Consider the following 14634-nt stretch of genomic DNA (forward strand, 5'->3'; position numbering starts at 1 on the left):
TCCCGATCGCGGCGGTCATTCCGCCGCGATCGGCAGCGTCGGCGACTGGTCCGCGACCATCACCTGGTCGCGGCCACCGCGCTTGGCGCGGTACAGCGCATTGTCGGCGAGCTGGATCAGCGTCGATCCGTCACGCTCCATGTCGGGGTGCCAGCCAGCGATCCCGAACGACATCCGGATCGCACCGAGCGCACGATCGCCGTGCCGCACCGATGTTTCGGCGATCGCCAGCCGCAGCCGTTCGACACGCGCGAGCAAAGCCGCCATGTCCGCCCCCGGCGCGATGATCGTGAACTCCTCCCCGCCATAACGACACACCACGTCGCCATCGCGGAAATGCCGTGCCATTTCGGCAGCGACCGCGCGCAGCACGAGATCGCCGGCATCATGGCCGAACTCGTCGTTGAAACGCTTGAAGTGATCGACGTCGCACATCACCAGGCCAAGCGGCGCGGCATTGCGCGAGGCGCGTGCGATCTCGAGTGCGAGCGCCTCCTCCATATAGCGCCGGTTGAACAACGCGGTCAGCGGATCGCGGATCGTCTGTTCGCGCAGGCCCCGCTGCAACTGGTGGTTGAGCAGCGCGGAGGCGATGTTCTCGGTCAGCACCGCAAGGCGGAAGCGGCTCTCGGCTTCGACCACGCCCTCCAGGTACAGCAGGCCGATCACCTCGCCGCCTGCCAGCAGCGGTTCGCAGTGATAGATCGCATCGGGCTTGCCGACATGCGCGCAGACGACGTCGGTACCGGGTTCGACGATGAAATGCCCCTGGCCCCGCCGCAGCCCCCAGCATTGCTCGGGCGAGAACGCCTCCTGCGCGAACCCGAGATCGCCCCAGCTCGCGAGCCGCATCAGCAGATTGCGTGAATGGTTGTGCGCGTAGAGCGCACCCGGCACCGACGGCAGGACGCGCGGTACGAAGCATTGGATCACCGCGGCCAGTTCGCTGTCGGTGCGCGCGGTCTGCATCCGGTGCGACATGCCCCCGAGCAGCTCGATCATCTCGCTGCGGGCCTGCAGCGTCGCGGCGTTGGCACGCAGTTCGGTATTGGCGCGTTGCAGGTCCGCATCGCTGGTCGATTGCTGCATGCCGGCCTCGGCGAGTCGATCGGCCATCTCGTTATAGGCGGAGGCCAGCGCGCGGAATTCGCTGGTTCCCATGACCTCGGTGACACGCGCGCTGCGATCGCCGTTGCCGAAGGCGCGCATCGATTGCAGCATCGAGCGGATCGGCCTGCGCACGCTGCCGATCATCAGGATCACGAACAGAGCGAGCAGGGCGATGATTGCCGGACCACCGATCAGCGGCAGCTGGCGATTCCAGTCCGATTGCCGTTGCGCAGCGTACAGCCGGACCGCAAGCCGGTTGCGCTCGTTGTCCCTGATCCGTTCCGCGCGGCGCGCGACGTTCGCCATCAAATTGCGCCCGTGACCATCGGCGACGATCGCGATCGCCTCGGCGAAGCGGCCGTTCTGCCCGAGCACCAGCGGCTGCCGCAGCGAGGCGAGTTTCTGCATGAACACCCGCTGCAGTCCGATCACGCGGGCGTTCTGTTCGGGATTGTCGCGGGTCAGCTGGATCAGCGCGGCGACGTCGCTGGTCGCCTCCGCGATCCGATAGTCGAAGGTACGCGCATAGGTCGCGTCGCGCGTCAGCAGAAAGCCGCGCTGGCCGGACTCCGCCTCGCGCAGGTCGGCCATCGTCTCGTCGATCGTGTTGATGACCTGTTCGGTACGACTGACCCAGTCGAGCGACCGCCGCATCTGTACGCTGGCATCGACGAGCAGCAGGGCGAGCGTCAGCATTGCGACGGACACGAACGCACCCAGCCAGCCGATGCGTGCGGACAACGAAGACAGGGAAAAGGCTGACATGACAGTGCGATGCCCGCGAAACGGTAAATAATTCGCTTCAAAAACAGGAGAGATGTGCCGCGGTTAATCCAGGATAATTCCTGCGCGAAATCCTAGCGCGATGGGGCAGCGCACTGCCGCGCGATCATCTGCGCATGGTCCGGCAGCGATGCCGCCAGCGCTGCATGCCGAGCCCGGATTTCGCCAAGGAAACGGTCGAGCTGCGCCTCCGACAGACCCTCGGCGAGCGGCGACCAGGTCGCGGGCGTAATTCCCTGGCCGATCATCACCTGCAGCCACGCCGGGTCGGTAAACAGGTCGGTGGCATCCTGCGTCAGGATCGCGCCGGCGCGGAACTGCGCGATCTTGTCCGCCAGCGCCTCCGGCAGCGGCGTGTCGCAGCAGCCTTGCCAGAAGGGTTCGTCGCGACCGTTCGCGTGATAATGCAGGATCAGAAAGTCGCGGATCCGGTCGTACTCGCCGTGCGTCTGGCGGTTGTACGCATCGCGCGCCGCGCCGGTGTCGTCGGCCGAGGGAAACAGCGCGAGCAACCGCGCGACCGCCGACTGGACCATGTGGATGCTCGTCGATTCCAGCGGCTCCATGAAACCGGATGCGAGCCCCAGCGCGATGACATTGTGATCCCAGAACCGCGCACGCTTGCCGGTCGCGAACCGCAGGGGGCGGGGATCGCCGATCGCCGCACCGTCGAGATTGGCAAGCAGCCGCGCCGCCGCCTCGTCGTCCGAGAGATGCGGGGCGGCATAGACCAGCCCGTTGCCGGTGCGGTGTTGCAGCGGGATCCGCCATTGCCAGCCGACCGGTCGTGCGGTCGCGCGCGTGTAGGGAAGGAGCGGGGTCGTCGTTTCGCAGGCCACCGCCATCGCGCGATCGCACGGCAGCCAGTGCGCCCAGTCCTCGAACGCCACGCCAAGCGTCTCGCCGAGCAGGAGCGAACGGAACCCCGAGCAATCGAGGAAGAAATCGCCCTCGACCGTGCGCCCGTCGTCCAGCGTGACACTCGTCAGGTCGCCGCTCTCGCCATCACGGTGCGCCGTAACGATGCGGCCCTCGATCCGGTCGACGCCGCTGCCCTCGGCAAGCCCGCGCAGCCAGCGTGCGAGCAGCGTCGCATCGAAATGATAGGCATAGGCGAGGTCGGGATGGCGATCGAACCGCGCATCCGCCGCCGCCCGCGCGCTGGCGATATAGTCGCCGAGCGGTGCGGCCAATCCAGCGGCGCGGGCGCGGAGCCAGTGGTGATGGAACGGCACCACGCCCAGGCCGCGACCGACCGCGCCGAACGCGTGCATGTAGCGGCTGCCGGGGCCGTTCCAGTCGACGAACTCTATCCCGAGCTTGAACGTGCCTTGCGTGGCGGCGAGCATCGCATTCTCGTCGATACCGAGCGCGGCTGTCAGCAGGCGGATCTGCGGGATCGTCGCCTCGCCGACGCCGACCGTGCCGATCGCATCCGACTCGACCAGCCGGATCTTCGTCGCGCGCGGCACGAACCGCGCGAGCATCGCTGCGGCGATCCAGCCCGCGGTACCGCCGCCGACGATGACGATGGTCTTGAGCGGGATGGGGGCGGTCGTGCTGGTCATGCCGACCTTATACGGAAGGTTGGGCGGCGGCCTAGACCGTTGCTTCGCCAAAGGAATGCTGGATCAACGCGCGCACGTCGACGCGTGCCTTCAGTCGCGCGGCGAGCAGCGCTGTGCCGCTGATCTTGCGCTGGACGAACAGCGTATCGATCGGGGGGAGGTGCCAGGTGTCGCGGTCGCGCGCGATCTCGGTGCCCTGTTCGCGGAGCACGCCGACGAACGCGCGGTCGCCGAAGTCGAACGGACCGGGCTTGGCGAGTTCGGCCAGGATCACCTCGATCATCTGGTCGACCAGTGCACGGTGTTGCAACACCGCCGCTTCGCCGAGGAACCCGGCGGCGATGGCGGACTCGCGTACGGCATCGCGGTCGCCGGCGAGCGCTGCGGTGAGCAGGCGGCGATACCCTTCGCCGGTTTCGGCGGGCAGGGGGCGGGCGGCGCCGAAATCGAGCAGGACCAGCTTCTCGGTCTCCGGCTGCCAGCGATAATTGGCGAAATTCGGGTCGGTCTGCATCAGCCGCCAGTCGAACAACTCGCGCAGCACGAGCGAGATCAGGTCGTGCATGACGCGGTTGCGAACGTCCTGCGGCGCGGTTTCGAGCGTTTCGACGGGGACGCCGGTGACGAAGCTCATGGCCAAGACACGCGGCGTGGTGAGATCGGGATAGAGCTTGGGGACGACGAACTGCGGCTGGTCGCCGAGCAACTCGCCGTAGCGCGCGAGCATCTGCGCCTCGCGGAGATAATCGGCCTCCTCGTGAAGCTGCTTCTTCGCCTCGTCGAGCAGCGGCGCGATATCGAGCGACTTCGGAAGCATGCCGGACACGCGCAGCAGCGTCGCGACGTTGTCGACATCGGCGTCGATGCTCTCCTTCACGCCGGGATACTGGACCTTGATCGCCAGCTCGGTGCCGTCGGGCAGGCGGGCGCGGTGGACCTGGCCGATCGAGGCGGCGGCGACCGGGTGCGCCTGGAAATGCGCGAAACGCCGGCGCCAGTCCTTGCCCCATTCGGCAGCGAGCACGCGGTCGAGCTGCTGCGGTGGCATGTGGTGCGCATTGTTGCGCAGGCGCGCGAGGATGGTCGCGAGTTCGGGCGGGAGCATGTCGCCCGCGTCCATCGAGATCATCTGGCCGAGTTTCATCGCGGCGCCGCGGAGGTGGGAGAGCTGGTCGGCGACGCGCGTGGCGTTGGCGGGGGTGAGGAGCAGGTCGCCGATCTTGGGGCGCTCGCCGTTTGCGAGACGGCGCGCGCCTTCTGCGACGACTCCGCCTGCCACGCCGCCCGCGAGTTTGCCGAAGACGCCTAGGCGGGCGAGGCGACCGCTCGGGATCGCGCGTCCGGCGCTGTTGCCGCTGTCTTCGGTCACGGATGTTCCTCGGGTTTTTCGGGGGAAGTCTCGGGAGGGATATGGGTGGCAACCGCAGTCGATCAATCGAACCCGACGAGCGAAGTTAACCGATGCTACCCCTCCTTGTTCTCCCGCGAAGGCGGGAGCCCAGACTGGATCCCCGCCTTCGCGGGGAAACAAACTTTGGGACGGGCGCATAATTTGATCCTCCCCTACAAGGGGAGGTGTCAGCCCCTCGGCTGACGGAGGGGTATTTGCCCTATCGAGAGCAGGGATACCGCTCCGTCTGGCTGCGCCAGCCACCTCCCCTTGAAGGGGAGGATCTACGAAAAAGGGCGTCCGGATTGCTCCGGGCGCCCTTTCTCAAGTCAGCGACGTGGCAAAGCCACGCCGTCGGTCGTCGCTACACGACGCCGGCCGACAGCGGATATCCGCTGCGCGGATCGGCGCGAGCGTGGTCGCGCCTTATCCGCTGTAGTACATGTCATATTCAACTGGGCTAGGCGTCATCTCCCAACGCGCGACCTCGGCGTACTTGATCTCGACATAGCTCTCGATCTGGTCCTTCGAGAACACGTCGCCCTTCAGCAGGAAGTCGTGATCGGCGAGCAGGCATTCGAGCGCCTCGCGAAGCGAGCCCGCGACGGTCGGGACCTGCGCGAGCTCTGCCGGCGGCAGGTCGTACAGGTTTTTGTCCATCGCTTCACCCGGATGGATCTTGTTGAGGATGCCGTCCATGCCCGCCATCATCAGCGCCGCATACGCAAGATACGGGTTGGCCAGTGCGTCCGGGAAGCGCACTTCGACGCGTTTCGCCTTCGGGCCGGTGCCGTACGGAATGCGGCACGATGCCGAGCGGTTGCGTGCCGAATAGGCGAGCAGCACCGGCGCTTCGTAACCGGGGACGAGACGCTTGTAGCTGTTGGTCGACGGGTTGGTGAACGCGTTGACCGCCTTGGCATGCTTGATGATGCCGCCGATGAAATACAGGCACATGTCGCTGAGGCCCGCATAGCCGTTGCCGGCGAACAGCGGGGTCTTGCCTTCCCAGATCGAGAAATGCGTGTGCATCCCCGAGCCGTTGTCCTCCTTGATCGGCTTCGGCATGAACGTCGCCGTCTTGCCGTACGCGTGCGCGACCTGGTGGACGACATACTTGTAGATCTGCATGCGATCCGCGGTCTGCGTCAGCGTGCCGAAGGTCAGGCCCAGCTCATGCTGTGCGGCCGCGACTTCGTGGTGATGCTTGTCGCAGGGCAGGCCCATCTCGATCATCGTCGAGACCATCTCGCCGCGGATGTCGACAGCCGAATCGACCGGAGCGACCGGGAAATACCCGCCCTTTGCGCGTGGACGGTGGCCGAGGTTGCCGCCCTCATATTCGCGACCGGAATTGCCCGGCAGCTCGATGTCGTCGATCTTGTAGTAGCTGGTCGAATAGCTGTTCTCGAAGCGGACGTCGTCGAACATGAAGAATTCGGCTTCGGGGCCGACATACACGGTGTCGCCGACACCGGTGGTCAGCAGATACGCCTCGGCGCGCTTGGCGGTCGAGCGCGGATCGCGCGCGTACAGCTCGCCGGTCGACGGATCGCTGATGTCGCAGATCAGGATCATCATCGGCGTCGCCGAGAACGGATCGACATAGACCGCGTCGAGATCGGGCTTGAGCGTCATGTCGCTCTCGTTGATCGCCTTCCAGCCCTCGATCGACGAGCCGTCGAACATCAGGCCGTCGGTCAGCTCGTCTTCGCCGATCAGGCTGGCGACCATCGTCAGATGCTGCCACTTGCCCTTGGGATCGGTGAACCGCAGATCGACCCACTCGATCTCCTGGTCCTTGATCATATTGAGAACGTCGGAGGCCGAATTCGCCATGATGCTTGCCCTTCGTTTTGAGATATCCGCCGCGCCATGCGGGGAATCTAATTGCGGTATGGATTAAGATTTCCACACAATGTTGCGCTGCGTCAAATGACGATGTCGTTACCTGCCGTCAACGCCGTATGTGTGGCTGAGAACTAGATTGCGTCGTCGTCGCGCTCGCCGGTGCGGATGCGGAGTGCGCTCTCGACCGGGATGACGAAGATCTTGCCGTCGCCGATCCGGCCGGTCTGCGCGGCCGCGGCGATCGCCTCGACGACGCGCTGCGCGAGCCCGTCCTCTACGACGACCTCGAGCTTCACCTTCGGCAGGAAGTCGACGACATATTCCGCGCCGCGATACAGTTCGGTGTGTCCCTTTTGCCGGCCGAAACCCTTGGCCTCGGTCACGGTGATGCCGCTCACGCCGATCTCGTGCAGCGCTTCCTTCACCTCATCCAGCTTGAACGGCTTGATGATGGCTTCGATCTTTTTCACAGGTACGCCCCCGATTGTTGAAACCCTCGCCCTCGCGAGCGAGCCGTCCGCCCTGAAGGGCGCCTTGCACCAAGCGTGCCAGCCGCGGCGCCCTCGGGCAACCGCGGAATGTGGTTGATTTCACTGCCCGAAATTGCGGCACCTGCTTGCTCGGTGCGCAATGCGAGGGCAGGGGAAGCCATCACAGGATCTCGTGCAGCCGCGCGATCGGGCGGCCGAGCCGGACGCCCTTGTCGGTCTCGACGAGTGGGCGCTCGATCAGCAGCGGATCGATCATCATCGCGTCGAGGATCGCCTCGGCGTCGCCATGCTTCACCGCCTTGGCGCCATCCTCGGCCATGCGGAGCCCCTGCCGCGGCGTCATGCCTGCGCGGTCGTAGAGGCGGACGAGTTCCGCGCGGGAGGGCGGGGTCTTCAGATATTCGACGATCGTGACGTCCGCCCCGGCCTCCTGCAGCAGTGCAAGCGCCTCGCGGGACTTCGAGCAACGCGGGTTGTGGTAGATCGTCGCCTTCACGAATGCTCCGTTATCATCTGACACACCGTCATCCAGCGAAAGCTGGGCTCGCCCGCTGCCCACCCGTCATTCCAACGAAAGCTGGGATCTCCCGCTGCCCAATCCGTCATTCCAGCGAAAGCTGGGATATTCCGCTTGGCTTGCGATGCGACCCGAACGGGGAGATCCCAGCTTTCGCTGGGATGACGGGTGGGGGGCTGTTCTAGTCGGAGGCCGTACGTAACCCGCCAGGGCGCACCCCGCTTCTTGTTCTCCCGCGAAGGCGGGAGCCCAGACTGGGCTCCCGCCTTCGCGGGAGAACAAGCTTAGTGCAGCGGCAAGTTTACGCCCCCTGCTTGGCCAGCCACTCTTCCAGCCACTTGATCGTGTACGCGCCCTCCTGGAACTCAGGATCGTCCAGCAGCGCACGGTGCAGCGGGATCGTCGTCGTGACCCCCTCGATCACCATCTCCTCCAACGCCCGCCGCAACCGCCGCAGCGCGCCCTGCCGAGTCGTCCCATAGACGATCAGCTTGGCGATCATCGAATCATAGTAAGGCGGCACGCGATAGCCCGCATACAGCCCGCTATCGACGCGGACGTGCATCCCGCCCGGCGCGTGATACACCTTCACCAGCCCCGGCGACGGCGCGAACGTGCGCGGGTCCTCGGCGTTGATGCGGCATTCGATCGCATGGCCGCGGAACTGGACGTCTTCCTGCCGCAGCGTCAGCGGATGACCCTCGGCGACGCGGATCTGCTCGCGCACCAGGTCCAGCCCGGTGATCATCTCGGTCACCGGATGCTCGACCTGAAGCCGGGTGTTCATCTCGATGAAGTAGAATTCGCCCGCTTCCCACAGGAACTCGATCGTCCCCGCGCCGCGATAGCCCATGTCGGCCATCGCCTTGGCGACGATCCCACCCATCCGTTCGCGCTCTTCGGCGGTGATGATCGGCGAGGGCGCTTCCTCGAGCACCTTCTGGTGACGGCGCTGGAGCGAGCAGTCGCGCTCGCCCAAGTGGATTGCGTTGCCGTTGCCGTCGCCGAAGATCTGGAATTCGATATGCCGCGGATTGCCGAGGTATTTTTCCATGTAGACGGTGGCGTCGCCGAACGCGGCCTTCGCCTCGCTGCCCGCCTGCTGCATCTGCGTTTCGAGATCGTCGGCGTCGTTGACGACCTTCATCCCCCGACCACCGCCGCCGGACGCCGCCTTGATGATCACCGGATAACCGATCGATTCGGCGATCGCCTTGGCCTCGGCGATGTCGCTGATCGCACCGTCAGACCCGGGGACGAGCGGCAGCCCGAGAGCGCCTGCGGTGCGCTTGGCCTGGACCTTGTCGCCCATCGTGCGGATGTGCTCGGGCTTCGGCCCGACGAACAGGATGTTGTGCAGCTCGACGATCTCGGCGAACTGCGCGTTCTCGCTGAGGAAGCCGTAGCCGGGATGGATCGCGTCCGCGCCCGAGATTTCGGCCGCCGAGATGATGTTCGGGATGTTCAGATAGCTGTCCGCGGCGGACGGCGGACCGATGCAGATCGCCTCGTCCGCGAGCCGGACGTGCATCGCGTCGGCGTCAGCGGTCGAGTGCACCGCGACCGTCTTGATGCCCATCTCGTGGCAGGCACGGTGGATCCGAAGCGCGATCTCGCCGCGATTCGCAATGAGCAGCTTCTTGATTTGCGGCATTATTCGACCACGACCAGCGGCTGGTCGAACTCGACCGGCTGGCCGTTCTCGACCAGGATCGCGGTCACGGTGCCGGCCGATGGCGCGACGATCGTGTTCATCACCTTCATCGCCTCGATGATCAGCAGCGTGTCGCCCGCATTGACCTTCTGGCCGACGGTCGAGAACGGCTTCGCCTCGGGGTTGGCGGCGAGATAGACGGTGCCGACCATCGGCGACTTGACCGCGCTCGCGCTGATCGCGGGAGCGGACGCGCCGACCTCGGCCTGCGGGATCGCCAACGGTGGCGAGACAGGGGCCGGGGCGGGCGCCGGAGCATAGTGCGCGACGGGGGCAGCCTGCGCGGCCTTGCGCGCGACGCGAATCCGGCGCGAGCCGTCCTCGACCTCGATCTCGGTCAGCTGCGTGGTGTCGAGCAGTTCGGCGAGCTGGCGCACCAGGGTCACGTCGACCTGCATGGCGCCTGTTGTTTCTGGTGTATCGTTCATGGCGGGGCCTCCTGTCAGAACCGTGCGACGGCTTCAAGCGCGAGCAGATACGAAAGCGCGCCGAAACCCGCGATCGTACCCTTCGCCGCCTGACCGACCAGGCTCACATGCCTGAACGATTCACGCGTATGGGGATTGGAAAGATGCACTTCGATCACCGGTGTCTTCACGCCCTTGATCGCGTCGTGCACTGCGACCGAGGTATGAGTGAATGCGCCCGCGTTGAGGATCACCGCCTTCGCACCGCGCGCCTGCGCCTCCTGGATCCAGTCGACGAGGTGGCCCTCGTGATTCGACTGGCGCATGTCGATCTCAAGGTCGAGCTGGCGGGCGCGGTCTTCCAGCATCCCGGCGATATCGTCGAGCGTCTCGTCGCCATAGATTTCCGGCTCGCGCGTTCCCAGCAGATTGAGGTTGGGGCCGTTCAGGACGAACACTGTCGCGGTGACGGTATCTCGGACGGTATCGGGCAAGAGGATCTCCGGTTTGGGTCTCGGCGGTTGCGGGCGTCGATGCCGCGCGACTATATGTGTCGTCCCACCCTTACCCGTTCGTGTCGAGCGAAGTCGAGACATGAGACCAGCAGCGGACGGGTGGTTTCTCGAACAGCCTGCCGGAGCCATGTCGAGGGCTCGAAACGAACGGAAAGTTTTTTGCATGCCCCACACTGACGGCACAGTCTCCATCACCGTGAACGGCGAACACAAGCGCGTCTCCGCCGGGCTCTCGCTGGCCGGACTCGCGACCGAACTTGGCCTCGTGCCCGAGAAGATCGCGGTCGAGCGCAACATGGAGGTCGTGCCGCGCTCGACGCTGGGCGAGGTTATGGTCGAAGACGGCGACGACCTCGAGATCGTGCACTTCGTCGGCGGTGGCGACCATGACGACACGTGGACCGTCGCAGGCCAGACGTTCAAGTCCCGGCTGATCGTCGGCACCGGCAAGTACAAGGACTTCGCCCAGAACGCAGCGGCCGTTGAGGCCTCGGGCGCGGAGATCGTCACCGTCGCCGTCCGCCGCGTCAACGTGTCGGATCGCAACGCGCCGATGCTAACCGACTTCATCGACCCGAAGAAGATCACCTATCTTCCCAACACGGCCGGCTGCTTCGATGCCGAATCGGCGATTCGCACGCTGCGGCTGGCGCGCGAGGCGGGCGGCTGGGAACTGGTGAAGCTCGAAGTGCTCGGCGAGGCGAAGACGCTGTATCCCGACATGGTCGAGACGCTGCGCGCGACCGAGATCCTCGCCAACGAGGGTTTCAAGCCGATGGTCTATTGCGTCGATGATCCGATCGCCACCAAGCGCCTTGAGAACGCGGGCGCGGTCGCGATCATGCCGCTGGGCGCGCCGATCGGCTCGGGCCTAGGCATCCAGAACCGCGTGACGATCCGGCTGATCGTCGAGGGGGCAGGGGTGCCCGTGCTGGTCGACGCCGGCGTCGGCACCGCGTCGGATGCCGCGGTGGCGATGGAGCTCGGTTGTGACGGCGTGCTAATGAACACCGCGATCGCCGAGGCGAAGGACCCGCTGATGATGGCTGCCGCGATGAAGGCGGCGGTCGAATCGGGGCGGCTTGCCTATCGCGCGGGGCGGATGGGGCAGCGTCGCTATGCCGATCCGTCGAGTCCATTGGCGGGCTTGATCTGAAACATAGGTCATGACGCAAACGTCACGGAACCCTCGGTAAAGACGGCCGTTATACCTTAGCAAGTTCAAGCGGCCCGGTTGGCGGGCCCGCAAAAGCAAGTGGAGGCTCTGATGGGCGAGTTCACCGACAAGGTCGCAGCAGCAGGCAACAAGGTTGCAGGCAACGTCAAGGAAGCCGTCGGCAAGGCGACCGACAACGAGAAGCTGGTAGCCGAAGGCGAAGCGCAGCAGGCCAAGGGCACTGCGCAGAACGTCAAGGGCAGCGTCAAGGGCGCACTCGGCGACGACATCTAAGCTTTGGCTTGATGTGAGAATACAGGCCGCTTCGGGAAACCGGAGCGGCCTTTTCTTTGCGTGGCGGCCTGAGGGCATGGTAAACCGATTGAAACCATCGTCATCCCCGCGAAGGCGGGGACCCATAACCTATACCGTTCCGATAGACCCTCGCCGTCAGCCCATCTGGGTTCCCGCCTCCGCGGGAATGACGAGTAAGTGGATAGAGCGATCTTGCCCAACCCGCCAACCTCGATCACGAGCACCCGCATGACTCTCCCGACCCGAAGCTACGCCGCCTTCCTCTTCGACATGGACGGCACGATCCTAACCTCGATCGCGTCGGCCGAGCGCACCTGGACTAAATGGGCGATCGCCCACGGCCTCGACGCGGCGGCCTTCGTCCCGACCATCCACGGCGTGCAATCCGTAGAGACGGTCCGCCGCCTAAACCTCCCCGGCGTCGACCCGGTCGCCGAAGCCGCGGCGATCACTGCCGCGGAGATGGAGGATGTTGGGGATATCAAGCCGATTGCCGGCGCCGCCGCGTTCCTCGCCAGCCTGCCCCCCGAACGCTGGACGATCGTCACCTCGGCCCCCCGCGCGCTAGCCGAAGTCCGCCTCAAGGCCGCTGGCCTGCCAATCCCCGCAACGATGATCGCCGCCGACGACATCCCCAACGGCAAACCCGCGCCCGACTGCTTCCTAGTCGCAGCCGAACGGCTCGGCGTCGCGGCGGGCGATTGCCTGGTATTCGAGGATGCCGCCGCCGGGATCACGGCAGGCGAGGCGGCGGGCGCGGACGTGTTGGTCATTACGGCGACGCATTCGCACGGCGTGACGACGTTGCATCCGACGATCGTCGACTATCGCGGCGTTTCGGTCGTGGTCGATGAAAGTGGGTCGTTGCGGTTGCGCGAGGCCTGAGCGGTTCGTCGTGTCAGGCCTGCGCCTACGCTAATGTCGATCCATTTCCTTTTGGACCGAAGCAACCGTGTTTCCCCGCGAAGGCGGGGACCCAGACTGGGCTCCCGCCTTCGCGGGAGAACATGGACGTGCGGACTGCGCTGGGTATCAGTTCCACCATGTCCGGCTTGATTGGGGCTGATGCGCTAAAGCGGCGATCAGAACAGCCCCTCGATCAGCCCCACGTCATTCAAATGTATCGCCTCCGCCGCCGGCACGCGGGGCAGCCCCGGCATCGTCATGATCTCCCCGCAGATCGCGACGACGAATCCCGCACCGGCGGCGAGGCGAACTTCGCGAACCGGCACGATGTGCCCAGTCGGCGCGCCCAGCAAGGCGGGGTCGGTCGAGAAACTGTACTGCGTCTTGGCAAGGCACACGGGCAGATGCCCATACCCGGCATCCTCCCAGCGCTTGAGTTGCGCCAGCACGCTCGGCTCGGCCACCGCGTGCTCAGCGCGATAGATGCGCCGCGCGACCGTATCGATCTTGTCGAACAGCGAGAGTTCGTCGCCATAGATCGGCGCGAACCCGCCACCATGCGTCTCGCAGATCTCGGCGACCGCGTCGGCCAGTTCGACCGCGCCAGCACCACCCTCGGCCCAATGCCGGCACAGGATCGCGCGCGAGCCGTGCTGCGCGGCTGCCTCCACTATCGCGGCGATCTCCGCGTCGCTGTCCGTGTAGAAATGGTTGATCGCGACGATCGCAGGCACGCCGAACTGGCGGATGTTCTCGATGTGACGGACAAGGTTCACTGCACCCTTGCGAACCGCCTCCACATTCTCTTGCGCGAGGTCGGCCTTCGCCACGCCGCCATTCATCTTTAGCGCCCGCGCGGTGGCGACGATCACGACCGCGTCGGGAGCAAGGCCCGCCTGCCGGCACTTGATGTCGAAGAACTTCTCCGCGCCCAGGTCCGCGCCGAAGCCGGCCTCGGTCACGACGTAATCGCCGAGCGACAACGCCGCCCGCGTCGCGATCACCGAGTTGCAGCCATGCGCGATGTTGGCGAACGGCCCGCCGTGGAGGAACGCAGGCGTGCCTTCCAGCGACTGGACGAGGTTCGGCTTGATCGCCTCAGCCAACAGCACCGCCATCGCGCCATCGGCCTTCAGGTCGCGCGCGGTGACGGGCGTGCGGTCACGGGTGTAAGCGACGACGATATCACCAAGCCTCCGCTCCATGTCCGCGAGGTCGTCGGCGAGGCATAGAATGGCCATCACTTCGGAGGCCACCGTGATGTCGAAACCCGATTCGCGCGGATAGCCATTGGCGACGCCGCCGATCGACTGGACGATGTCGCGCAGCGCCCGGTCGTTCATGTCGAGCACGCGGCGCCAGACCACGCGGCGGACGTCGATCTGGAGCGCGTTGCCCCAGTGGATATGGTTGTCGATCATCGCCGCGAGCAGATTGTGCGCCGCGGTAATTGCGTGAAAATCGCCGGTGAAGTGGAGGTTGATGTCCTCCATCGGTGCGACCTGCGCGCGCCCGCCACCGGTCGCGCCGCCCTTGGTGCCAAAGCAGGGCCCGAGCGACGGTTCGCGTAACGCCAGCACCGCCTTGCGGCCGGTGTGGCGCAGCGCGTCGGCGAGGCCGATCGAGGTGGTGGTCTTGCCTTCGCCCGCCGGGGTCGGGTTGATCGCGGTGACCAGGATCAGGCGGCCTTTCGCGCCCGATTTACGCGTTTCGAGCCAGTCGAGCGCGATCTTGGCCTTGTAGCGGCCATAGGGCTCGATCGCCGCGTCGGGGATGCCGAGCCCGTCCGCGATGGTGGCGATGGGGCGCAGCGCGACGCTGCGGGCGATAGCGATATCGGTGTCCATGGCGGCGTGCGTAGCGGGGGCGGGGGTAGGTTTCTAGACTTGGCTTGAAAAACCGGGCCACCAA

The 14634-nt window shown here is 65.8% G+C and carries 13 protein-coding genes; 3 read left to right on the forward strand and 10 right to left on the reverse strand.

What is annotated here, in order from left to right; all coding sequences use genetic code 11:
- Nucleotides 1–15: 15 nt before the first annotated feature.
- From VH567_RS14835 to aroQ, 9 genes are all read right to left on the reverse strand, one after another.
- On the reverse strand, nt 16–1875 hold the full coding sequence (locus tag VH567_RS14835; RefSeq protein ID WP_423327027.1) for a diguanylate cyclase: 1860 nt from the start codon (nt 1873–1875) through the stop codon (nt 16–18).
- A 92-nt stretch (nt 1876–1967) separates the two neighbouring features.
- On the reverse strand, nt 1968–3461 hold the full coding sequence (locus tag VH567_RS14840) for a tryptophan halogenase family protein (RefSeq protein ID WP_423327028.1): 1494 nt from the start codon (nt 3459–3461) through the stop codon (nt 1968–1970).
- A gap of 31 nt (nt 3462–3492) precedes the next feature.
- Nucleotides 3493–4830, reverse strand: coding sequence for an ABC1 kinase family protein (locus tag VH567_RS14845; protein WP_423327029.1), 1338 nt, complete (start codon nt 4828–4830; stop codon nt 3493–3495).
- A 447-nt stretch (nt 4831–5277) separates the two neighbouring features.
- Nucleotides 5278–6690, reverse strand: coding sequence for a type I glutamate--ammonia ligase (gene glnA, locus VH567_RS14850; RefSeq protein ID WP_056062965.1), 1413 nt, complete (start codon nt 6688–6690; stop codon nt 5278–5280).
- A 143-nt stretch (nt 6691–6833) separates the two neighbouring features.
- A complete protein-coding gene (locus tag VH567_RS14855) occupies nt 6834–7172 on the reverse strand; it encodes a P-II family nitrogen regulator (protein ID WP_055875939.1) in 339 nt (112 codons plus the stop codon).
- Nucleotides 7173–7353: 181 nt separating this feature from the next.
- Complete coding sequence (locus tag VH567_RS14860; RefSeq protein WP_056052772.1) at nt 7354–7689, reverse strand: arsenate reductase family protein; 336 nt, start codon at nt 7687–7689, stop codon at nt 7354–7356.
- Nucleotides 7690–8011: 322 nt separating this feature from the next.
- Nucleotides 8012–9364, reverse strand: a complete 1353-nt coding sequence (gene accC / locus VH567_RS14865) for an acetyl-CoA carboxylase biotin carboxylase subunit (RefSeq protein WP_423327030.1) — start codon at nt 9362–9364, stop codon at nt 8012–8014.
- Complete coding sequence (gene accB, locus VH567_RS14870) at nt 9364–9852, reverse strand: acetyl-CoA carboxylase biotin carboxyl carrier protein (protein ID WP_423327031.1); 489 nt, start codon at nt 9850–9852, stop codon at nt 9364–9366. Before accB ends, accC begins: the two co-directional genes overlap by 1 nt.
- Nucleotides 9853–9866: 14 nt before the next feature.
- On the reverse strand, nt 9867–10325 hold the full coding sequence (gene aroQ / locus VH567_RS14875) for a type II 3-dehydroquinate dehydratase (RefSeq protein ID WP_423327032.1): 459 nt from the start codon (nt 10323–10325) through the stop codon (nt 9867–9869).
- Between the two features lie 184 nt (nt 10326–10509).
- Between aroQ and thiS the strand changes: the two genes are divergently transcribed.
- The 3 genes from thiS to VH567_RS14890 all read left to right on the forward strand — a co-directional run bounded on the left by thiS (nt 10510) and on the right by VH567_RS14890 (nt 12702).
- Nucleotides 10510–11502 (forward strand): sulfur carrier protein ThiS, encoded by a 993-nt coding sequence (thiS, locus tag VH567_RS14880; protein ID WP_423327033.1) that lies wholly within the window; start codon nt 10510–10512, stop codon nt 11500–11502.
- Between the two features lie 111 nt (nt 11503–11613).
- Nucleotides 11614–11796 carry a CsbD family protein gene (locus tag VH567_RS14885; protein WP_056050734.1) on the forward strand — a complete coding sequence of 61 codons (183 nt, stop codon included), beginning with the start codon at nt 11614–11616 and terminating at the stop codon, nt 11794–11796.
- A 249-nt stretch (nt 11797–12045) separates the two neighbouring features.
- Complete coding sequence (locus VH567_RS14890; RefSeq protein ID WP_423327034.1) at nt 12046–12702, forward strand: HAD-IA family hydrolase; 657 nt, start codon at nt 12046–12048, stop codon at nt 12700–12702.
- A gap of 197 nt (nt 12703–12899) precedes the next feature.
- On the opposite strand, the gene VH567_RS14895 is transcribed toward VH567_RS14890, so the two are convergent.
- Nucleotides 12900–14570 carry a formate--tetrahydrofolate ligase gene (locus tag VH567_RS14895; protein WP_423327035.1) on the reverse strand — a complete coding sequence of 557 codons (1671 nt, stop codon included), beginning with the start codon at nt 14568–14570 and terminating at the stop codon, nt 12900–12902.
- Nucleotides 14571–14634: the final 64 nt, after the last annotated feature.

Source organism: Sphingomonas sp. 4RDLI-65, from assembly GCF_049472435.1.
Taxonomy (GTDB): Bacteria; Pseudomonadota; Alphaproteobacteria; order Sphingomonadales; family Sphingomonadaceae; genus Sphingomonas.

Excerpts from the sequence above, each read along its gene's own strand:
- accB (WP_423327031.1), bottom strand. The coding sequence starts at position 9,852 with ATGAACGATACACCAGAAACAACAGGCGCCATGCAGGTCGACGTGACC.
- thiS (WP_423327033.1), top strand. The coding sequence starts at position 10,510 with ATGCCCCACACTGACGGCACAGTCTCCATCACCGTGAACGGCGAACAC.
- VH567_RS14885 (WP_056050734.1), top strand. The coding sequence starts at position 11,614 with ATGGGCGAGTTCACCGACAAGGTCGCAGCAGCAGGCAACAAGGTTGCA.
- VH567_RS14835 (WP_423327027.1), bottom strand. The coding sequence starts at position 1,875 with ATGTCAGCCTTTTCCCTGTCTTCGTTGTCCGCACGCATCGGCTGGCTG.
- VH567_RS14890 (WP_423327034.1), top strand. The coding sequence starts at position 12,046 with ATGACTCTCCCGACCCGAAGCTACGCCGCCTTCCTCTTCGACATGGAC.
- glnA (WP_056062965.1), bottom strand. The coding sequence starts at position 6,690 with ATGGCGAATTCGGCCTCCGACGTTCTCAATATGATCAAGGACCAGGAG.
- VH567_RS14895 (WP_423327035.1), bottom strand. The coding sequence starts at position 14,570 with ATGGACACCGATATCGCTATCGCCCGCAGCGTCGCGCTGCGCCCCATC.
- VH567_RS14840 (WP_423327028.1), bottom strand. The coding sequence starts at position 3,461 with ATGACCAGCACGACCGCCCCCATCCCGCTCAAGACCATCGTCATCGTC.
- accC (WP_423327030.1), bottom strand. The coding sequence starts at position 9,364 with ATGCCGCAAATCAAGAAGCTGCTCATTGCGAATCGCGGCGAGATCGCG.